At 62.1% G+C, this 19771-nt stretch carries 20 protein-coding genes; 12 read left to right on the forward strand and 8 right to left on the reverse strand.

The window, feature by feature from the left end; all coding sequences use genetic code 11:
* Nucleotide 1 precedes the first annotated feature (1 nt).
* From KI612_RS14790 to KI612_RS14845, 12 genes are all read left to right on the forward strand, one after another.
* Nucleotides 2-421: an ExbD/TolR family protein gene (locus KI612_RS14790; RefSeq protein ID WP_226440834.1), complete on the forward strand. Its 420-nt coding sequence runs from the start codon at nucleotides 2-4 to the stop codon at nucleotides 419-421.
* A gap of 129 nt (nucleotides 422-550) precedes the next feature.
* The gene (locus KI612_RS14795; protein WP_226440835.1) at nucleotides 551-1096 is read left to right on the forward strand and encodes an iron transporter; all 546 of its coding nucleotides are present in this window, start codon (nucleotides 551-553) and stop codon (nucleotides 1094-1096) included.
* 2 nt (nucleotides 1097-1098) lie between these two features.
* A complete protein-coding gene (locus KI612_RS14800; protein ID WP_226440836.1) occupies nucleotides 1099-2574 on the forward strand; it encodes a carbohydrate porin in 1476 nt (491 codons plus the stop codon).
* A 9-nt stretch (nucleotides 2575-2583) separates the two neighbouring features.
* Nucleotides 2584-2916, forward strand: coding sequence for a cupredoxin domain-containing protein (locus KI612_RS14805; RefSeq protein ID WP_226440837.1), 333 nt, complete (start codon nucleotides 2584-2586; stop codon nucleotides 2914-2916).
* 33 nt (nucleotides 2917-2949) lie between these two features.
* Nucleotides 2950-3753 carry an FTR1 family iron permease gene (locus KI612_RS14810; protein WP_226440838.1) on the forward strand — a complete coding sequence of 268 codons (804 nt, stop codon included), beginning with the start codon at nucleotides 2950-2952 and terminating at the stop codon, nucleotides 3751-3753.
* Complete coding sequence (locus tag KI612_RS14815; protein WP_226440839.1) at nucleotides 3746-5158, forward strand: 4Fe-4S binding protein; 1413 nt, start codon at nucleotides 3746-3748, stop codon at nucleotides 5156-5158. Before KI612_RS14810 ends, KI612_RS14815 begins: the two co-directional genes overlap by 8 nt.
* Nucleotides 5159-5232: 74 nt before the next feature.
* Entirely contained in the window at nucleotides 5233-7179 is a 1947-nt protein-coding gene (feoB, locus tag KI612_RS14820) for a ferrous iron transport protein B (protein WP_226440840.1), read from the forward strand.
* Between the two features lie 4 nt (nucleotides 7180-7183).
* Nucleotides 7184-7441, forward strand: a complete 258-nt coding sequence (locus KI612_RS14825) for a ferrous iron transport protein A (protein WP_226440841.1) — start codon at nucleotides 7184-7186, stop codon at nucleotides 7439-7441.
* A 72-nt stretch (nucleotides 7442-7513) separates the two neighbouring features.
* Entirely contained in the window at nucleotides 7514-7999 is a 486-nt protein-coding gene (gene bfr, locus KI612_RS14830) for a bacterioferritin (protein ID WP_226440842.1), read from the forward strand.
* A gap of 9 nt (nucleotides 8000-8008) precedes the next feature.
* Nucleotides 8009-8491, forward strand: a complete 483-nt coding sequence (bfr, locus tag KI612_RS14835) for a bacterioferritin (protein ID WP_226440843.1) — start codon at nucleotides 8009-8011, stop codon at nucleotides 8489-8491.
* Between the two features lie 215 nt (nucleotides 8492-8706).
* Nucleotides 8707-11289, forward strand: coding sequence for an ATP-binding protein (locus KI612_RS14840; protein ID WP_226440844.1), 2583 nt, complete (start codon nucleotides 8707-8709; stop codon nucleotides 11287-11289).
* 88 nt (nucleotides 11290-11377) lie between these two features.
* Entirely contained in the window at nucleotides 11378-12484 is a 1107-nt protein-coding gene (locus KI612_RS14845; RefSeq protein WP_226440845.1) for a YeeE/YedE family protein, read from the forward strand.
* A gap of 9 nt (nucleotides 12485-12493) precedes the next feature.
* Here the strand turns inward: KI612_RS14845 and KI612_RS14850 are convergent, their stop codons facing one another.
* The 8 genes from KI612_RS14850 to soxC all read right to left on the reverse strand — a co-directional run bounded on the left by KI612_RS14850 (nucleotide 12494) and on the right by soxC (nucleotide 19769).
* Nucleotides 12494-13054 (reverse strand): rhodanese-like domain-containing protein, encoded by a 561-nt coding sequence (locus KI612_RS14850; protein ID WP_226440846.1) that lies wholly within the window; start codon nucleotides 13052-13054, stop codon nucleotides 12494-12496.
* Between the two features lie 53 nt (nucleotides 13055-13107).
* Nucleotides 13108-14829, reverse strand: a complete 1722-nt coding sequence (gene soxB / locus KI612_RS14855) for a thiosulfohydrolase SoxB (RefSeq protein ID WP_226440847.1) — start codon at nucleotides 14827-14829, stop codon at nucleotides 13108-13110.
* Between the two features lie 75 nt (nucleotides 14830-14904).
* Entirely contained in the window at nucleotides 14905-15540 is a 636-nt protein-coding gene (gene soxX, locus KI612_RS14860; protein ID WP_226440848.1) for a sulfur oxidation c-type cytochrome SoxX, read from the reverse strand.
* Nucleotides 15541-15553: 13 nt separating this feature from the next.
* Nucleotides 15554-16369 carry a sulfur oxidation c-type cytochrome SoxA gene (gene soxA, locus KI612_RS14865; protein ID WP_226440849.1) on the reverse strand — a complete coding sequence of 272 codons (816 nt, stop codon included), beginning with the start codon at nucleotides 16367-16369 and terminating at the stop codon, nucleotides 15554-15556.
* Between the two features lie 69 nt (nucleotides 16370-16438).
* The gene (gene soxZ, locus KI612_RS14870; protein WP_226440850.1) at nucleotides 16439-16750 is read right to left on the reverse strand and encodes a thiosulfate oxidation carrier complex protein SoxZ; all 312 of its coding nucleotides are present in this window, start codon (nucleotides 16748-16750) and stop codon (nucleotides 16439-16441) included.
* Between the two features lie 151 nt (nucleotides 16751-16901).
* The gene (gene soxY / locus KI612_RS14875; protein ID WP_226440851.1) at nucleotides 16902-17369 is read right to left on the reverse strand and encodes a thiosulfate oxidation carrier protein SoxY; all 468 of its coding nucleotides are present in this window, start codon (nucleotides 17367-17369) and stop codon (nucleotides 16902-16904) included.
* Between the two features lie 23 nt (nucleotides 17370-17392).
* The gene (locus KI612_RS14880) at nucleotides 17393-18439 is read right to left on the reverse strand and encodes a c-type cytochrome (RefSeq protein WP_226440852.1); all 1047 of its coding nucleotides are present in this window, start codon (nucleotides 18437-18439) and stop codon (nucleotides 17393-17395) included.
* On the reverse strand, nucleotides 18423-19769 hold the full coding sequence (gene soxC / locus KI612_RS14885) for a sulfite dehydrogenase (RefSeq protein ID WP_226440853.1): 1347 nt from the start codon (nucleotides 19767-19769) through the stop codon (nucleotides 18423-18425). The genes KI612_RS14880 and soxC overlap by 17 nt, the downstream gene beginning before the upstream one ends.
* Between the last annotated feature and the right edge of the window lie 2 nt (nucleotides 19770-19771).

The raw sequence follows: 19771 nt of genomic DNA on the forward strand, positions 1-19771 counted from the left end.
CATGGCCATGGGCAGCTTCAACGCGCAGAACCACCAGGCACCGACGGCGGAAATCAACATGACGCCGCTGGTCGACGTGATGCTGGTCCTGCTCATCATCTTCATCATCACCGCACCGCTCATGACGCATTCGGTCAAGGTCGAGCTGCCGCGCGCCTCGAGCACGCCGACGCCGGAAAAACCGATGACGTTGCAAGTCGCGATCAACGCCGACAACGCCGTTTTTGTCGGTTCCGAGGCGGTCGACCGGTCGGCGCTCGAACAGAAGTTCCGCGACGCCGTCGCCCAGGATGCCAATGTCGAGATGCACCTCAAGGCCGACAAGGCGACGCGTTACGAGTCGGTCGCCGAAACGATGAGCGCCGCGCGGCGCGCCGGCCTGACCAAGATCGGCTTCGTCACCCAGCCCGGAAACGAATAGCCCGAAAAACCCTTTCTTACCCTTCGCAATTTCAAACCATCCCTCAAGCCAGCCAGCCAGAACGCCAGCCAGCCCTCCCGGGAAGCCAGCTTAATGGTCAGCCAGCCAGAGACACTCAGGAGTCCTGTCATGCTGTCCCCGAAACACATCCTCTCTGCCCTGCTGCTGTCCGCTGCCCTGGCTACCCCGGCCCTTGCCCTCGAATACCCGATCGGCGTGCCGCAACAGCGCGCCGGCATGGAAATCGCCGCCGTCTATCTGCAACCGGTCGAAATGGAACCGGAAGGCATGATGAAGAAGGCGACCGACTCCGACATCCACCTCGAGGCCGACATCCACGCCCTGGCCAACAACCCGAATGGTTTCGAGGAAGGCGCCTGGATGCCTTACCTCATGGTCAAGTTCGAAGTCTCCAAGATCGGCGGCGACTACAAGGTAGCCGGTGATTTCATGCCGATGGTCGCCAACGATGGCCCGCACTACGGCGACAACGTCAAACTCGCCGGTCCGGGCAAGTACAAGGTGAAGTACACCATCCTGCCGCCGTCGGCCAACCCGCACGCCCATTTCGGCCGCCATACCGACCGCGCCACCGGCGTGCGCCCGTGGTTCAAGCCCTTTGAAGTCGAGTACGAATTCACCTACGTCGGCATCGGCAAAAAAGGCGGGTACTAAGCATGAAACTGAGCCAATTGTCTGCCGCGCTGGTCGCGGCAGGGCTAGCCCTGCCCGCCTTCGCCGCGCCCGATAGCGCGACCCTGCAAAAACTGCTCGAGCGCATGGAAAAGCTGGAAGCGCGCAACGCCGAGCTGGAAAAAAAGGTCAAGACCCTCGAAGGCGAGAGCGAAGAAATCGCCAAGGGCCTCGACAGCCCGCGCCTGTCGCAGTACGAGCCGGAACTGACGGTACGCCTCAAGGCCGTTGAAAAGGACGCGCTGGAAATGAAGAAGGCCGCCCGGATCGCCGAAGGCCTCGAAGGGATCAAGGTCAGCGCTTCGCTGGCCACGGTCGGCCAGCATGCGAGCGGCCTGCCGCAAGGCATCGAGAACGGCAGCAGCCAGCTCAATTACCGCGCCGACGTCTCGGTCGAACTGCCGCTCGCCCCGGTCGGCGACATCGAGCACAAGCTGTTCGCCCATCTGCGCATGGGCCAGGGTCTGGGCCTGAACTCGGCCTTCTCGAATCTCGGCTTTTTCTCGAGTGCACCGAATGCGCTGGCCTTCCGCGCCTCCGGCGCCAGCCCGGACGACTCGGTAACCATCCTCGGCCAGGCCTGGTACCAGGCCGCGATCCCGCTGCCCTTCCTCGGCTTCAAGCCGTATTCGCGCGAAACGCTGGAACTGACCTTCGGCAAGATGGACATTTTCGGCTTCTTCGACCAGAACGCTGCCGCCGGCGACGAATCGAAGCAGTTCCTCAATTCCGTCTTCGTGCATAACCCGATGCTCGATGCGGCCGGCGAAGTCGGTGTCGATGCCAACGGCTTCCAGCCCGGTTTCGTCGCCTCCTACCTGAACTACGTCGACAAGACCCAACCCTGGCGCCTGTCGATCGGCCTGTTCGGCGCCGGCGACAAGGGTGCCAACTACCAGCGTAGTCTGTCTTCACCGCTGCTCATGGTGCAGGCCGAAAAGCAGTTGAAATTGTTTGGCGGCCTGACCGGCAATTACCGCATCTATGGCTGGAACCGCAAGGAAGGCGTCGATTTCGACGGCGTCACGACCAGCAAGCACACCGGTATCGGCGCCTCGGTCGACCAACGCATCGGCGACGGCGTGCGGGTCTTTGCCCGTTACGGCAAGCTGGTCAATGGCGAACTGCCGTTCAACCAGGCGGCTACGGCCGGCGCCGAATTCTCGGGCAGCTACTGGGGCCGCGGCGCCGACGCCATCGGCATTGCCGGCGCCTGGCTGCAAGCGGGTAAGGGCTATCGCAACAGCACGGCGACCGCCTACTACGACAACGACAACCTGTTGCCGGCCTACAGTTTCACGCCGAAGGGGGCCGAAAAGGTCGTCGAAATCTACTACCGCTACCGCCTGTCGCCGCAGTTCGAACTCTCGCCAGACTTCCAGTACGTCAGCAACGGCGGCGGCAATGCCGACGCCAAGTCGGTCAAGGTCTTCGCCTTGCGCGCCAATATTGCCTACTAAGGAAACACGATGAAACACGCTCTCCATTCCGTGGTTTTTGCCCTTTTTCTCGCGTCGACCGCTGCGCTGGCCGACGACATGCCCACGTACAAGCTGCTCATGAAGGATGGGCGTTTCTATCCGGAAACGCTGGAAGTGCCCGCCCTGACCCGCTTTCGCCTGGAAGTCAAAAACGAGGGACCGGGCGCCACGGAATTCGAGAGTCTCGAATTGAAGAAGGAACTGGTGCTCGCTCCCGGCGTGACGCGCAACCTGGTTTTCTATCCGATGAAGCCCGGCACCTACAAGTTCTTCGACGACTTCCACCCGGAAACCGGCCAGGGCCGGATCGTCGCCAAGTAAATCGACCAACAAGACAACACAACGGAGTTCAGCATGGGTAACGCCTTTTTCGTGGTCTGGCGGGAAAGCCTGGAAGCTTTCCTGATCGCCGGCATCCTCTACGCCTGGCTGAAAGCCAACGACGACAGCGGCAGTGGCCGCCGCGCCCTCTTTCTCGGGCTGGCCGCCGGTGCCGGGCTGGCCATGCTGCTCGGCTGGGCGCTGCTGACCGTCCAGGACGAACTGACCGGCGAAGCCCTCGACATGTTCCAGACGGCGACGCTCTTCGTCGCGGCCGGCCTGATCACCCAGATGGTGCTCTGGATGCGCAAACACGGGCGGCAGATGAAGGCCAGGCTGCATGCCGATCTCGCCGCCGCGGCCGAAAAATCGGGGCATCTCGGCGTCGCCGTCGTCGCTGCGCTGGCGGTGGCCCGCGAAGGCGCCGAAACGGTGATCTTCCTCTACGGCATGGCCCAGGAAGGCGACCTGAATGCGCTCCTGCTCGGCGCCCTCGCCGGCTTTGCCGGGGCCGGCGCCACCGCCTGGCTGGCCGCCAAGAGCCTGGCCCGCCTGAACATCGGCCTGCTCCTGCGCCTCTCTTCGATCCTGTTGCTGATCCTCGCCTCGGCCCTGCTCATTGCCGCCATCGACCGCCTGCTCGGCGCCGGCTGGCTGCCGCCGCTGCTCGACCCGGTCTGGGACAGTTCAGCCCTGCTCGACGACGGCACCAAGGCCGGCAAGCTGATTGCCGACTTCTCCGGCTACCGCGCCCGCCCGGCGCTGACTTCGCTGATCGCCTGGGCAAGCTACTGGGGCGTCGTCATCTTCGTCTGGCGGAGAAGCGGCCGTGGTTGAACATGCCATCGCTTTCCATGCCAGCCGGCCAACGCCGGACCAACCGGCCGCCAGCGGTCGACTCGCAAAAATCGGCCTTTTCCTGCGCCGTCACCGCAAGCTGATCATCAGCGTGCAGTGGCTCATCGTCGTACTCTACGCGGCAATGGTGATCATCCCGGCCTTTTTGCCACTGCCGCCGGAAGACGCGCATATCTGGGACAACCTCCGGCTGTTTGCGCAATTCTGTTTCTGGGGCCTGTGGTGGCCGGGCGTGATGATCGCCACGGTGACCATGGGCCGCGTCTGGTGCGGCCTGTTCTGCCCGGAAGGCGCCATTTCCGAATGGGTCAGCCAGTATGGCCGGGGCAAGGCGCTGCCGCGCTGGCTCAAATGGACCGGCTGGCCCTTCGTCGCCTTCGTGCTGACCACGGTTTACGGCCAACTGGTCAGCGTCTACGAATATCCGCAGGCGGCGTTGCTGGTGCTCGGCGGTTCGACCATCGCCGCCATCGTCATCGGCCTTCTCTACGGCCGCGAAAAGCGCATCTGGTGCCGCTACCTGTGCCCGGCCTCCGGCGTCTTCGCCGTGCTGGCCAAGATCGCGCCGGTACACTACAAGGTTGACCGCGAGGCATGGGATCGTTACCAGGGCGATTTCGAGCCGGTCAATTGCGCCCCGCTGCTCGACGTCCGGCGCATGACCAGCGCCTCCGAATGCCACGGCTGCGGGCGCTGCGCCGGCCAGCGCGATGCCGTCACCTTCTCGGCCCGCTCGCCCTTCGCCGAAGTCCTCGACCTCGACGCGCCGGCCCGCACGCCGGATGCACTAACCCTCGTCTACGGCGTGCTCGGCGTCGCCACTGCCGCCTTCCAGTGGACACTCAGCCCCTGGCTGCTCGCCATCAAGCTGGCCGCCGCCGACTGGCTGGTCGAACACGACCATTTCGCCCTGCTCGACAACGACGTGCCCTGGTGGCTGCTGACGCATTACCCGGAAGCCAGCGACATGTTCACCTGGCTGGACGGCGCACTGGTCCTCGGCTACCTGCTCATCGGCGGTTTCCTGCTCGGCAGTGCGCTGCTCGTCGGCCCGGCGCTCGCCGCCCGGTTGCTCAAAACGCCGGTACTGAGCTGGCAACGCTTCGTCCTCGCGCTGACCCCGCTCGCGGCCGCCAGCGTCATTCTCGGTCTGTCGATGCTCACTGTGACCCATCTCAAGGCCGAGCATTTCTGGCTGGGCTGGTTGCCGTATTTCCGCATCAGCCTGCTCAGCGCCGGCTGCCTCGGCAGCCTGTGGCTGGCCTTGGGCTTGGTCCGCAAAGCGACAGCCGGCTTCCCGAAAAGCACACTTGCCTTCATTGCCATGTTGCTGCCGGCCGGCCTGATGGCAACGGTATGGACGCTGGTTTTCTTCATCTGGTGAGGATTACGGCGTAAAGTGGCGGTCGACCGGGGAAACCCCCGGTTGGCCGCCCCAACCTGAATGTCTCCGCAAACGTGAATACTTCTCTTTCGCCCGCCAACGCCATCCTGCTCGTCGGCCATCCCAACGTCGGCAAATCGGTCCTTTTTCACCGGTTGACCGGTGCCTACGTCAATGTTTCCAACTACCCGGGAACCACCGTCGAAGTCACCCGTGCCAATACCCGCTTCGATCGCGCAGCCGTGCTCCTCGACACCCCGGGCGTACTTGCCCTGCCCTCGCGCAGCGATGACGAACGGGCGACGATGCGCGCCCTGCTGCACGAGAACTCGCGCTGCCTGGTCCAGGTCGGCGACGCCAAGAACCTGCGTCGCACCCTGACCCTGACCGCACTGCTCGCCGAACTCGGCGTGCCCATGGTGCTGGCGCTTAACATGCACGACGAAGCCGCCGCGCGTGGCGTGACCGTCGACATCTCCGCACTTTCCGAAGAACTCGGCATCCCGGTCCTCGCCACCGTGGCCACCGGCGGCGAAGGCATCGGCGAACTGACCGGCAGCCTGGCCAATGCCCGCAAGCCGCAAGCCCTGTTGCGCTACGACGCCGATTTCGAAGCCGAAATCGCCGCCATGGCCGACTCCATCACGCGCCTTGCCCCGCACCCCAAACTGGCTGCCCGCGGCCTGGCCATTCTTTTCCTCGGCGGCGACTCGGCCGTTGCCGACTGGCTCAGGGAAGCCGCCGGCGAACATTTCGCCGAACTCGAACAACGCTGTCGCGCAGCCGCCGAACGTACCGACGGCGATCTGCCGACCCTGCTCGCCCGCGAACGTACCGAAGCGGCCGACGCGCTCGCCGCCAGCGTCATCCAGCGCGCCGTCAGGAGCAGCCCGCTGCTGTCGCAGCGCCTCGGCCAGTACGTCGTGCATCCGGTCTGGGGCGTGCCCATCCTGCTCGGCGTGCTCTACGCCGTTTACCAGTTCGTCGGCGTTTTTGGCGCAACCACGCTGGTCGGTCTGCTCGAGGAGGACCTTTTCGAAGGCATCCTCAACCCGGCCTTCACCAACTTCGTCAATGCGACGGTCAGCCAGGCCTGGCTCTCCGATTTGCTGGTCGGCCAGTACGGTTTATGGACCATGGGCATGACCTACGCGCTGGCGCTGATCCTGCCCATCGTCACCACCTTCTTTTTCGCCTTCGGCGTCCTTGAGGATTCCGGCTACCTGCCGCGCCTGACCGTGATTGCCAACCGGCTGTTCGCGCTGATCGGCCTCAACGGCCGTGCCGTGCTGCCGATGGTGCTGGGTCTGGGCTGCGTCACCATGGCGACGCTGACCACGCGCATCCTGCATTCGCCGCGCGAACGCATGATCACCATCTTTCTGCTCGCGCTGGCCATTCCCTGTTCGGCCCAGTTGGGCGTCGTGCTCGGCATGCTCGGCGGCGTCTCCTTTACCGCCGTGCTGGTCTGGGCGCTGGCCATGGTTGCCATCCTGCTGCTCTCCGGCTTCCTTGCCGCCAAGCTGATCCCCGGCCGGCGCATCCCGCTGGTCACCGAACTGCCGCCGATGCGCCTGCCGATCATCGGCAACGTACTGAAGAAAACCGGGGGCCGCCTGAAGTGGTATCTGCTCGAAGTCATCCCGCTCTTCCTGCTCGGCACCTTCATCATGTATGCGCTGGACAAGAGCGGCGGCCTGCCGGCCATCATCGAAGCCGGCGAACCGCTGGTTTCCGGCTGGCTCGGCCTGCCGAAAGAGGCTTCGGCCGCTTTCGTGATGGGTTTCCTGCGCCGCGACTTCGGGGCCACCGGCCTGTTCGCCATGGCGCACACGCTGAGTCCGATCCAGGCGGTGGTCGGCATGATCACCATCACCCTGTTCGTTCCCTGCTTCGCCAGTCTGATGATGATGGTCAAGGAACAGGGAGCAAAAGTCGCGCTCGGCATGGTCGCCGTCATCGTCCCCTTCGCCTTCTTCGTCGGCGGCCTGTTCAACATCCTCCTGCATGCTGTCTGGTAAGCCCATGAGTCCGAAACACGAAGCCCGCCTGCCCCTCGCCTTCATCACGCCGGGTAGTGAAGTCCGCCTGGTTGCCCTGGGCGACGAGATCGACCCGCTTCAGCGCGAACAGCTGACCGCCTACGGCCTGGCTGAAAGCCGGCCGATTCGGGTGCTGCAACAGAAGCCGATGACCGTCATTCTCGCCGACGAAGTGGAACTCGCCCTGGAACATGCTGTCGCACGCTACATCTGGGTGGAAAAGGACGCCTCACCAGACTAGAATGGCCGCTCAGGCAAGCCAGCCGATATCCGCCAGCCAGCCGCCAGCTTCCAACGAACTCCGGAGAATGCAATGAAGGGCGACAAGAAAATCATCGACATCCTGAATGACCTGCTGGCCGGCGAACTGACCGCCGTCGATCAGTACCTGATCCACGGCGAAATGTATGCTGACATGGGACTGGGCCAACTGGCCGAAAAATCCATTCACGAATCTGACCACGAACGCCAGCACGCCCGCGCGATCATCCAGCGCATCCTCTTCCTCGAAGGCAAGCCGGACCTTTCCAGACGCGATGCCCTGAAAATCGGCAAAAACGTGCCGGAAATGCTCAAATCCGACCTCAACGTCGAGTACAAGGTTGACGGCGAACTCAAGAAAGCCATCGCCGCCTGTGAAAAGGCCCAGGACTACGTGACCCGCGACATGCTGGCCGTGCAGCTCGAGGACACCGAGATGGATCACGCCTATTTCCTCGAAAAACAATTGAAGCTGATCGAACTGGTCGGCCTCCAGAATTACCAGCAGAGCCAGATGGGCTCGGGCACCCCGGCTTAAGGAGCAGGCATGAAAGGCGACAAGAAAGTCATCGAAGCCCTGAACAAGGTGCTGAAGAACGAGCTGACCTCGATCAACCAGTATTTCCTGCATGCCCGCATGTTCCGCAACTGGGGCCTGGAAAAACTCAACGACTACCAGTACAAGCAGTCAATCCGCGTCATGAAGGAAGCCGACGAAATCATCGAACGCGTTCTTTTCCTCGAGGGCCTGCCCAATCTGCAGAATCTCGGCAAGCTGCTGATCGGCGAAAACGTGGTCGAATGCCTGGCCGGCGACCTCAAGTACGAGCGTGAAATCCAGCGCCCGCTGCTGATCGAGGCCATCGCCCTGTGCGAAGAACTGCAGGATTACGTCAGCCGCGACCTGCTTGAGGACCTGCTCGAACACTGCGAGGAAGCGATTGACTGGCTGGAAACGCAACAGACGCTGATCAAGGATGTCACCCTGCCGAATTATCTGCAGGCCCATATGGAGCCGGGTGGCGACTAAGCATCCGACCAAGTTTCAGTTCAAGCCGCAGCATCGACTGCGGCTTTTTTTCGCCCGAAAACCGCATGTCATGCACTGAACGGGAAGCGGTGGCAAGACAACGGAAAATACCTGCAAACAGGTAGATTCGAGTGGAGTAGAATCACGCGAAAAGTACAGGGGATGCGACACAGCCAGTGTCGCGATGACAAGAAAACAGCACCGGACCCGGACTCGTGAGTCTCGCCACAACGCTCTCCAAGCATTTGCAAACCTTGCTGGTTGTGGGCCTCGTTTTCTCTAACATCCTCGTCTTCGCCCTGTCTGGATTCTCGCTGCAGCAAAGCCGGCAGCAACACCAGTTGCGCGCCGAAGACCTGACCCGCAATATCGCCAGCGCACTCGATCTCAATTTATCCGGCAGCATCGACCGGATCGACCTGTCCCTGCGTACCGTCGCCGACGAACTTGAGCGTCAGCTGGCCGGCAAGGGCATCGATGAAGCAGCGATGAATGCCTTTCTCGCCCGCCAGGAAGAGCGTTTACCGATAACCGAAGCCTTTCGTGTCGCCAACGCAGATGGACAGGTCATCCTCGGCAAGGGGGTCAGCAAGGCAAACCCCGTCAGCTGGGCTGACCGCGACTATTTCATTTATCACCGCGACCATGCGGATCGCCGACTGCAGATTTCCAAGCCGCGCCTGGGGCGCGTCGCCAAGCAATATATCGTCGGCTTCGCCCAACGCTACAACTATCCGGATGGACGCTTTGCCGGCGTCATCTCGGCCCCCGTAGCGGTCGACCATTTTTTGCAGCTGATTTCCCAGTTCAAGATCGGCGACGGTGGCACGATTTCATTGCGTGATATCGATCTCGGCCTGATCACAAGGATTCCGGCCATTCCCGACAAGCCGGCCGGCCAGATCGGCAACAAGGTCATCGCCCCCGAATTCCAGCGTCTCGCCGAATCAGGCACGACACAGGCCACCTTTCACACCCAGGCCAGCGGCGACGGCCATCAGCGCATTGTCACCTTCCGTCGCCTCGACAAGGTGCCGATGCTGGCCATTATCGGCATCGACAAAGAGGAGTACCTGACGGAATGGATGAGCGAGGTTTATCAAACCTCCGCCATCGCCGCCAGTTTCCTTCTGCTTTCGCTCGCATTGGGCGGTTTGGCCTTGCATTTCCTCAAACGCACAACGCGTGAGAGCCGGCGCAACCAGCTTTATCTGCAACGCGCCAGCGACGGCATTCACATCCTCGACAGAAAGCTTCGCCTGATCGAAGCAAATGACCGCTTCTGCCAGATGCTCGGCTACAGGCGGGATGAACTGATCGGGACCAGCGTCACCCTGTGGGATGCCCAATGGCCGGAAAGCATCCTGCAGGAAAAAATATGGCAGGGACTATCCCCGGATTCAACACCGATCACGCTGGAAACTCGCCACCGACAGAGAAACGGCGACGTCATCGACGTCGAAGTGAATATGAGCCGGTTCACTGTGGACGGTGAAAGCTATCTGTATGCCGCAGCACGCGACATCAGCAAGCGCAAGGCTGATGAAAGCGAACTGGAACGGCATCGCCACCATCTCGAAGAACTGGTGACCGAACGGACCGAGCAACTTGCCGCCGCCAAGGAGGCGGCAGAAACCGCGAGCATTGCCAAGAGCGCCTTCCTCGCCAACATGTCGCACGAAATCCGGACGCCGCTCAATGCCATCACCGGCATGGCCCATCTGATCCGCCGGGCCGGACTTTCGGAAGAACAAGCCCAACGTCTGGGCAAACTCGAGGCTGCAAGCACTCATCTGCTCGACATCATCAATGCCATCCTCGACATTTCCAAGATCGAAGCCGGGAAATTTATTCTGGAAGAAACGGCCGTCCGGGTCGAAAGCCTGCTCGGCAATGTCACCTCGATGCTGCACGAACGCGCCCAGGCCAAGCGTCTATACCTGCGCACGGCGACCCATGACCTGCCGCATCATCTGCTCGGTGACCCAACCCGCCTGCAGCAGGCCCTGCTCAACTTCGCCAGCAATGCCATCAAGTTCACCGATCACGGCGGCGTCAGCATCAAGGTCAGCCTGACCGAAGAAGATGCGGACAGCGCCCTGCTCCGTTTCGAGGTCAGCGACACCGGCATCGGCATCGCGCCCGACATTCTGCCCAAGCTGTTCTCGACCTTCGAACAAGCCGACAATACGACCACTCGCAAATATGGCGGCACTGGCCTGGGCCTCGCCATCACCCGCAAACTCGCCCGCCTGATGGGCGGCGATGCTGGCGCCAGCAGCATACCCGGCGAGGGCAGTACCTTCTGGTTCACCGCCCGCCTGAAAAAGAGCCACGCCGTCACCGCCTCCGGCGAGTTCTCCGAACCCGAAATGGCCGAGGAGCATCTCAAACGGGATTACGCCGGCTGCCGTGTCCTGCTTGCCGAAGACGAACCAATCAACCGCGAGATCACCCTGATGATGCTCGACGAAACCGGCCTGCTCATCGATATTGCCGAAGATGGTTCCGTCGCCGTCGATCTGGCCCGCGTCCACCACTATGACCTGATCCTGATGGACATGCAGATGCCCAACATGGACGGTCTGGAAGCCACGCGGCGCATTCGTGCCCTGCCCGAAAATGCGACAACCCCGATCCTGGCGATGACGGCCAATGCCTTTGCCGAAGACAAGGCACGCTGCTTTGCGGCCGGCATGAACGAGTTCATTGCCAAGCCGGTCAACCCGGAAGAACTCTTCGCCACCATGCTGACCTGGCTGGCCCGCAGCGACGCGCCTATGCGGCACAACTGCTAAACTCCAAACCTGCCGGCTACACTGACTCGGTGCAGCAAACGGAATCAGGTCGTGTCAGCCGGTCGACTATCCAAACGGAACGAAATTCATGAATCTTGAGAGCCTGATCGAATTTTTTGGCGAGAAAACCAGCATCGCGCTGGCCGGTCTGCTGATCGGTCTGTTCTTCGGCATCTTCGCCCAGCGTTCGAAATTCTGCATGCGTTCCGCCGTCGTCGAGTTCTGGAATCGCCAGGGTACGGCCAAGCTTGCCGTCTGGCTTTTCGCCTTTTCGGCGGCGGTCATCGGCACCCAGCTTTGCATCACGCTGGGCTGGCTTGACGTCAGCCAGGCACGCCAGCTCGCAGCAGCCGGCAGCCTTTCCGGGGCCATCATCGGCGGCTTGTTGTTCGGCATCGGCATGATCCTCGCCCGTGGCTGTTCCAGCCGCATGCTGGTGCTGGCCGCCAACGGCAACCTGCGCGCCCTGCTCACCGGGCTGATCTTTGCCGTCGCCGCGCAGGCTTCGCTGAACGGCCTGCTCTCACCTGTGCGCACCTGGCTGTCCGGCTTGTGGACCATAGAAGGCGGAGCCAGCCGCGATCTGCTGGCCACGACCCACCTCGGGCACAACGGCGGCATCGTCTTCGGTCTGGTCTGGCTGGCTGCCGCCATTGTTTTTGCCCGCCGTGCCGGGATCAGCCGCCGCGAGTGGCTGTGCGGCAGCGGCGTCGGCCTGAGCATCGCGCTGGCCTGGCTGACCACGCACCTGATCGGCAGCCAGTCCTTCGAAATCGTTCCGGTACAAAGCCTGAGTTTCACCGGTCCGTCCGCCGACATGCTGATGCTGGTCTTGTCACCGCCCGGCCAGCCCTGGGATTTCGATATCGGTCTGGTGCCCGGCGTCGTCCTCGGCTCCTTCCTGGCGGCCTTGTGGGGCGGCGAGTTGAAACTCGAAGGATTCCAGGATGGCCGCAGCATGCGGCGCTATATCGCCGGCGCAATCTGCATGGGCTTCGGCGGCATGCTGGCTGGCGGCTGTGCCGTCGGGGCCGGCGTCTCCGGCGCCGCGATCTTCGCCCTGACCGCCTGGCTGGCATTGGCCGGCATGTGGCTGGGCGGCGGCCTGGCCAATGCGCTCATCGACCGCCCGCAACTGCAAGAAAAAACGGCCACACCCGAAACAGGCATGGCCGATGCGGCAGTACAGCCCTGAGCCGGAAGCTCAGCGCGGGAAATACATCTTTGCCCGGTCGAGTTTGTAAGTCCACGGCAAATTGGCGTTTTTCCAGCCGTTGACCGCGCGCTGGCCGGATTTCGCACCATCCTTCGCCAGGTCGCCCTCGAAGCCTTCGGCAATGCCATAAACCCTGCTGTAACCCGCCATCTGCAAACGATCCTGCGCTTTCGAACTACGATCGCCGGAGCGGCAGATCAGGATGATCGTCGCATCCTTGCCCAGATTCATCTCCTTGAGACGACGCTCCAGCTCGGGCACAAACTCCTGGTTCGGCTCAAGCTTGTACATCGCCCGCTTGTCGTCCCAGTCGCTCATCAACTCCTGATGTTCGACATACGGAACCAGCGCATCGGCATCCCCCGGCCAGCCGACATACATCGCCTCGGCCCGGGTGCGAATATCGAAGAAGGCAACGCCCTTCGGATTCGCTTTCTTCATGTCGTAAGCCTGCTGCGGCGTCAGGTAGAGCACCAGCTTGCTCTTTTTGACTTCCGGCAACTTGTCCCAATCGACACTGCCCGGCGCCCAGTCGGCGGCGAGAGCCATGCTTGAGACCGCAAAAAGGCCAACGAGCAGTCCCTGTCTGAGCAAGCCTCGCATCATGCAATCCCCGGATTGCCGGCCGCGCCTTTCAGCGTCGGCAGATTGAGATTGACCGGCTTGACCGTCTTGATGTCGCGCAGATACTTGGCGACCACATCCCAGATCGGTTCGCCGGCATTCTTCGCCTCTTCGGAAACCGGCGCCCAGCCGGCAACCTTGTAGGTCTTGGCCGGATCGATCAGCTTGCCCTTGAGCATCATGTTCTGGATACGGCTACCCATTTTCGCAGTCGGATCGCAGGTCCATTGCAGGCCGCCGACACGCACCATGTCGCCGCCCTGCTGATAGTACGGATCGGGGTTGAACAGGTTGTCGCAGACGTCTTCGAGCACCGTCTTGATCATCTCGCCGCTCATGTTGCTCACCGTCGTCCACGGATAGGTGATCGCCGTCTGGTCGAGCACGTGTTCCATCAGGATCGGCTGTCCCGGCAGCAGCGAGGTGCCCCAGCGGAAGCCCGGCGAGAAGGCGATTTCGGCATCCTTGACCTTGAGCAGCGAGTCGAGGATGAGCTGGTCGAAAGTACCGTTGAAGTTGCCACGGCGATAGAGCAGGCCCTCAGTGACGGCCAGCTTTTCGTTGAGCTTGGACAGGTAGGGCGCGCGTGCCTTGTCGATCAGCGCCTGCATGTCGCGGTCGGCCGGCAGCAGGTTGGCGAAGACGGGCAGCAGCTTGTAGCGGTAATCGGCAATCTTGCCGTTCTTGACGTCGAAATCGAGCACGCCAAGGTATTTGCCGTTCGAGCCGGCATTGGTGACCAGCGTCTGGCCGCCGGCGTTCTTGACGACGACCGGGGCCGGCATGCCGTCATGGGTGTGGCCACCGAGGATGGCGTCGATGCCCTTGATGCGCGAAGCCATCTTCAAATCGACGTCCATGCCGTTGTGCGAGAGCACGACGACGACCTGCGCCCCGGCAGCGCGGGCTTCGTCGACGGTCTTCTGCATGTTCTCTTCCTGGATGCCGAAGCTCCAGTTCGGCGTCTGCCAGCGCGGGTTGGCGATCGGCGTATAGGGGAAGGCCTGGCCGATGATGGCCACCGGCACGCCATTCATGTTCTTCATGACGAAGGGCTTGAAGACGGCGTCGCCGAAGTCGGTGGTCTTGACGTTCTGGGCAACGATGTCGATGTGGCCGGCGAAGTCCTTTTCCTCGATTTCCTTGACGCGAGCCTCGCCGTAGGTCGATTCCCAGTGCAGGGTCATGACATTGACGCCGAGCGCCTTGCAGGCATCGACCATGTCCTGCGCATTGCTCCACAGCGCCGTGCCGGACCCCTGCCAGGTGTCGCCGCCGTCAAGCAGCAGCGCACCGGGACGATTGGCTTTCATGCGCTTGACCAGCGTCGCCAGGTGGGCAAAGCCGCCGACCTTGCCGTAGGTCTCGGCGGCTTTTTCGAAATTCAGATAGGTGTAGGCGTGCGCCTCGATGCTGTTCGGCTTGAAGCCGAAATGCTTCAACAGCTTGTCACCGACCAGGTGCGGCACCTTGCCGAACTGGTCGCCGAAGCCGAGATTGACGTTCGGCTCGCGGAAATAGATGGGCAGCAACTGGGCATGGCAGTCGGTGATGTGGAGCAGGCTGACATTGCCGAATTTCGGCAGGTCGTACAGCTTGGCAGCGCCCTTCTCAGCCAGGGCAAAATCACTGTGCAGGCTCATGCCACCCGCAGCAGCGACGGCCATGACCTGCAAAAACTCGCGACGATTCATGCTCATGTTGTGTTCCTTGAATTTTGTTTTACGACGTAAAAAATGCCCGGCCGGGTCACCGGCCGGGCCAATCACGCAAACTCAGTCCTTGTTGACCGGCGATTCCGGATCGATCAGGAAGGCCACGATATGGGTGATCTGCTCCGGCGTCAGCCAGCTGTGCAGCCCGAAACGCGGCATATTGGTACAGGCGGTGAAGGCATTCGAGTTGTAGATCTTGTCGTAGGTGTACTTGATGATCTCTTCCGAATTGCCGCGGACCTTGCCGAACTGCTGCAGGCTGGGGCCGATCGTGCCGTAGGCCAGTTCCTTCTTGGCGAGTTGGTGACAGGCGTAGCAGTTGCCGCCACGTACGCGCCCGGCCGGATCCGGCTGGATGAAGCCGATGTGGCCGCCGGTACCGACCGCGGCCAGCTTCTCGCCTTCCTTCCAGTCGCCGATCAGCTTGCCGTCAACCGGATAGCGGATGGTCGCGGCGTTCAGCTTTTCCAGCTTTTCGCCAATCTTGCGCGGCGGGTTGTCGCGGTAGATACCGCAGGTTTTCATCGTTTCGTCCTGGTCCAGACGCTTCATCCAGTATTTCGGATTCTCGGCCTTGAACGAACTGCGGAACATCTGTTCGGCCTCGCCGGCAAACTTGCCGCCGGGTGCTTCGGCCAGGGCAGCAAAGGAGAGCGTAGCGGTCAACGCAGAAAAAAGGGCAATTTTCAGTTTCATGGTCATCCCCTTTTCAGCGCTTGATTCCCGGCGTTTCCATGACGGTGCCGGTCGCAGTTTTTTGCAGGTAGGTTTCGAGGGCGATCACCGAATCCGCGAGATACTCCGGCTCCGGCCAGCGCGCCTGGCGCATGCAGTCGATCAGGCGGCGCTGCATGGTCCACACCGCGCCTTGCGACACCCGGTAGGACGGCCAGGTCTTCATCGCCGTACCGGCGCCGTCCTTGGTCGTCAGGTTGCCCAGGTCCTGCAGGCGGATGCGTTTGCCTTCCTGGCCGTGACAGATGGCGCAGGAGAAATCCTGCGGCCCGGAACGGCGATAGAAGATGTATTCGCCCATCTTCGCCATCTTCGCTTCGGCCGGATGCGTCGCCGGCACGTTGATCGGCTTGCCGTTCGACTTGGCGCCGATGAAGGTGACCAGGGCCTCGATATCGGACTCCTTGCCCGGCTTCGAATACCACTGCTTGGTCACCTCGGCCTGCGTGAAACCTTGCAGCGTGACCATGCAATGCACGAGGCGGGACTCGACGTCCATCACCTTGTTGGTGTCCTTGAAGTATTTCGGCAACTGGGCGTAAGCGCCATCGAGCTTGCCTGGCCCGAGGCCGAGGTCGCACTGCTCCAGCGAAGCATTCTTCGGACCGCGCTTTTCGCTCCACAGGCTTTCGCCCTTGACTTCGAGCAGGTCGGCAGGATTGCCGTCGGCCAGCGCCTCACGGTACTTGGCCAGTTCGTCGGCGACCTTGCTGTCCTGGGCGAACAGCGGGCCGGCAAATGTTGCGGCAACGGCGAGCGCGGCCAGCGATTGAATCGAGCGATGAATCATTTCATCTCCTCCGGGGAAAGACGGCCGGCAGCATCCGGTCTACGCCATCTGGCTGCCGTTTTGCAAAAATCAGGCGACAACCGTTTCGTCGCTACGCGTATCGCCCTTGTTGTCCTTCCAGCTGACAACGATCTTGTCGCCCTTGGCGCCGCCCTTGAACTTGAAGGCCAGGTACGGGTTCTTCGAGACGGACGGACCAAACTCGCTGTTCAGCACGACCTTGTCATTGTGCTTGGCGACCAGTTCGGTAATGAACCAGGCCGGCACGACAGCACCAGCCGCATCCTTGCGCTGACCGGTTTCCATTTCGTGGCTGACCAGCACTTTGACTTCGGTAACGCCGTCCTTGTTGGCGGCGCGGATTTTCATCGGATTGCCCATGTTTCTATCTCCTAAATTCAGTAAGTGTCAAAAACGGGAAACGAAGCGTAGCGAGCGATGACAGGACGAGGCGCGTTTGCGAGACAGTGCAATCTGCACGGCGAGCAAGCGCAACGAAGTCATGTCGAGCGCAGTAGCTTCGGCCTCGTTTTTAGCCGCCGCAGCCGCCCAGGGTGACCTTGATTTCCTTGGTCGCCATGAAGAACTTGCCGTCCGACTTGACCAGCGCGTACACGTTCGAGGTCTGGCCCATCTTGACGCGGGTCTGGACGTTGGCTTCGGTGCCTTCCGGCAGCATGAAGCTGGCGGCCAGTGCGTTCGGGTTCTTTTCGATCAGGATGGCGACCATCGTCACGTTGGGCAGCGAGGAAGCCACGCCAACCGGCACGACGGCGCCGTTTTCGGCGATGTCCGGACCGGTGACCTGGACGTCCTTGCTGTCGACATGGGCGGTGGCACCGAGCGCCTTCAGCGTGTCGGCCATGCTCTTGGCGTCAAAGGCGTTCTTGTTCCAGTCGGCCAGGGCCATGCCCGGGGTGATGATGCCGGCAGCGGCGAGAACGGTCAGGAGCGCGGCTCCCGAACCGGTTTTGAGTACAGTGCGACGTTGCTTGTTCATGGTATCTCCTCTGTGAAAATCGATTATTTCGCGCCGGACAGAATCCACTTGACCAGTGTCTTCGTGTCCTCGTCCTTGACATGTGCGTTCGGCGGCATCGGGATCGAACCCCAGACGCCCTGCCCACCCGCCTTGACCTTGGCGACCAGACGGTCTTCCGCATCGGTCTGGCCCTGGTAGCGGGCCTGCACCTCGGCATAGCCGGGGCCGACGATCTTGCTCTTCATGCCGTGACAGGCCATGCAGCCGCTCTTCGTGGCCAGTTCCAGCGTGCCGGCCTCGGCCGCCTTCTTGGCAGCTTCCGGACCGAGCGTGCGGGTGCCGCGGACCGGGCCGAAGCTGCGGTTCTGGTCAGCCAGCTCGCCATGCGCGGTGCGGGCGTATTCCGGCAAGGTCGAGCCGACCAGCACTTCCGGCTTGCAGTTCTTCATGCAGGCCTTGTTTGCCGTATCCGGCTTGCCGCCGTTGCCGATGCCGCCCTTCTTGGCCGAAGCCCCCGGCCACATGCCGTGGTCGGTGGTCATGCCGTTGCGGTTGGGCAGCAATTTCTGGACATCGCCGATGTTCTTGTCGGAAAGGACAAAGTCGGCCGGCACGATTTCCTGCAGATTGAGCAGGTAGGCGAGGATGGCAAAGACGTCATCCGGCTTCAGCGACTTCGGCGAGGTCCAGGGCATGGCGCGCTGGATGTAGTCGAACACCGTCGAAATCGTCGCCACCTTGGTAAAGGTCGTGCGCTGCGGCAGTTCGCCGGAAGACAGGCCCTTGACGCGGCCGGCCTTGATATCGTCTTTGGTCGTACCGCCAGCGAGCGGCGTGAAGACTTCATTCGATTCGCCGAAGGAGCCGTGACAGGATGCGCACTTTTCCTCGAACAGTTCCTGGCCGCGATCAACCGAACCCGAACCCTTGGGCAAGCCCTTGAAATCGGGACGCACGTCGATGTCCCAGGCCTTCACTTCGGCCGCGGTGGCCGGACGACCGACGCCACCGTAGTTGTCGAAGGCCAGCGCAGCGGTCGACGCGCCGGCGAGGGCCAAAACGAGAATGGATTTATAGAACCTGGACATTGCTGACCTCCCCGCTCTCGGCCACTTTCCAGGACTGGATGGCATTGTTGTGATAGATCGATTTGGTACCGCGCACCGCGCGCAACTGGCCGTAGCTCGGCTGGACAAAGCCGGTTTCGTCGATGGCGCGCGACTGCAGGATGGCCGGACTGCCGTCCCACACCCAGTTGGTGTTGAAACGGGTCAGCGCCTTGTTCTGGATCGGTCCTTCGAGACGCGCCGTCTGCCAGTTGATGCCGCCGTCGAAGGAGACATCGACCTGCTTGATGCGGCCACGACCGGACCAGGCGAGGCCGGAGACGTTGTAGAAACCCTTGTCGAGCAGCGTCTGGCCGCCGGACGGCGTGGTGATCACCGACTTGGCTTCCTGGATCGAGCTGTACTGGCGATGCAGACCGCTCGGCAGGAGGTCGATGTAATGCACCGCTTCATCCTTGGTGGCATAAGGCTTGTCGCCGACTTCGATGCGGCGCAGCCACTTGACCCAGGACACGCCCTGGACGCCGGGTACGACGAGGCGCAGCGGATAGCCGTTTTCCGGGCGCAGCATTTCGCCGTTCTGGCCGTAGGCGACGAACACTTCGCCGGATTCGACCATTTCCATCGGAATGGTGCGCGTCATCGAGGAGCCATCGGCGCCTTCGGCCAGCACATAGCGGGCCTTCTTGTAATCGACGCCGCAATCTTCCAGCAGCAGCTTGAGCGGCACGCCGGTGAATTCGGAACAGGACAGCATGCCGTGCGTGTATTGCACGGTCGGCACGGCCACGTTGCCCCACTCCAGACCGGTGTTCGCACCGCATTCGATGAAGTGGATGCGCGACACGGACGGCAGGCGCATCAGCTCGTCCAGCGTATAGACCTTGGCCTTCTTGAGCAGGGAATCATCCGAACCATTGACCATCAGGCGATGCTTGGACGGATCGATGTCGTGCCAGCCCTGGTGATGCCGCTCAAAATGCAGGCCGGACGGCGTGATGATGCCGAACAGGCCTTGCAACGGGCAAAACGACACCGAGGCGCCACCAACGCGGGCCAGACCGGGCGATTCGCGACGCAGCAACTGGCTTTCGTATTTCGACGGCATGCCGTACGGGTTGGTCGCCACGGGTTGGCCGAGCGAGGTCGTCCAGGCCGGGTTTTCGAGAATGTTCGGATCACCTTCGGCAGCACGTGCTGCCAGTGGTGCAGCGATGGCTGCGCCGGCGGCCAGGAAACTCTTGCGCAAAAAATCGCGCCGTCCCGCGCCAACGGCCTTGACCTGATCTTCCGACAGGAAGTTTTCCGGAGCGGGCCGTAGACGCCCCGGTTGTTTTGTTTTATCGACCATAG

It is taken from the genome of Quatrionicoccus australiensis, assembly GCF_020510525.1.
GTDB classification, from domain to species: Bacteria; Pseudomonadota; Gammaproteobacteria; order Burkholderiales; family Rhodocyclaceae; genus Azonexus; species Azonexus australiensis_B.

Bases quoted from the DNA above. Each gene is read 5' to 3' on its own strand.
- soxC (WP_226440853.1), bottom strand. From the start codon at position 19,769: ATGGTCGATAAAACAAAACAACCGGGGCGTCTACGGCCCGCTCCGGAA.
- KI612_RS14790 (WP_226440834.1), top strand. From the start codon at position 2: ATGGCCATGGGCAGCTTCAACGCGCAGAACCACCAGGCACCGACGGCG.
- soxA (WP_226440849.1), bottom strand. From the start codon at position 16,369: ATGATTCATCGCTCGATTCAATCGCTGGCCGCGCTCGCCGTTGCCGCA.
- soxY (WP_226440851.1), bottom strand. From the start codon at position 17,369: ATGAACAAGCAACGTCGCACTGTACTCAAAACCGGTTCGGGAGCCGCG.
- bfr (WP_226440842.1), top strand. From the start codon at position 7,514: ATGAAGGGCGACAAGAAAATCATCGACATCCTGAATGACCTGCTGGCC.
- KI612_RS14795 (WP_226440835.1), top strand. From the start codon at position 551: ATGCTGTCCCCGAAACACATCCTCTCTGCCCTGCTGCTGTCCGCTGCC.
- KI612_RS14810 (WP_226440838.1), top strand. From the start codon at position 2,950: ATGGGTAACGCCTTTTTCGTGGTCTGGCGGGAAAGCCTGGAAGCTTTC.
- soxX (WP_226440848.1), bottom strand. From the start codon at position 15,540: ATGAAACTGAAAATTGCCCTTTTTTCTGCGTTGACCGCTACGCTCTCC.
- KI612_RS14880 (WP_226440852.1), bottom strand. From the start codon at position 18,439: ATGTCCAGGTTCTATAAATCCATTCTCGTTTTGGCCCTCGCCGGCGCG.
- KI612_RS14850 (WP_226440846.1), bottom strand. From the start codon at position 13,054: ATGGCTCTCGCCGCCGACTGGGCGCCGGGCAGTGTCGATTGGGACAAG.
- KI612_RS14845 (WP_226440845.1), top strand. From the start codon at position 11,378: ATGAATCTTGAGAGCCTGATCGAATTTTTTGGCGAGAAAACCAGCATC.
- bfr (WP_226440843.1), top strand. From the start codon at position 8,009: ATGAAAGGCGACAAGAAAGTCATCGAAGCCCTGAACAAGGTGCTGAAG.
- KI612_RS14825 (WP_226440841.1), top strand. From the start codon at position 7,184: ATGAGTCCGAAACACGAAGCCCGCCTGCCCCTCGCCTTCATCACGCCG.
- KI612_RS14800 (WP_226440836.1), top strand. From the start codon at position 1,099: ATGAAACTGAGCCAATTGTCTGCCGCGCTGGTCGCGGCAGGGCTAGCC.
- soxZ (WP_226440850.1), bottom strand. From the start codon at position 16,750: ATGGGCAATCCGATGAAAATCCGCGCCGCCAACAAGGACGGCGTTACC.
- KI612_RS14805 (WP_226440837.1), top strand. From the start codon at position 2,584: ATGAAACACGCTCTCCATTCCGTGGTTTTTGCCCTTTTTCTCGCGTCG.
- soxB (WP_226440847.1), bottom strand. From the start codon at position 14,829: ATGAGCATGAATCGTCGCGAGTTTTTGCAGGTCATGGCCGTCGCTGCT.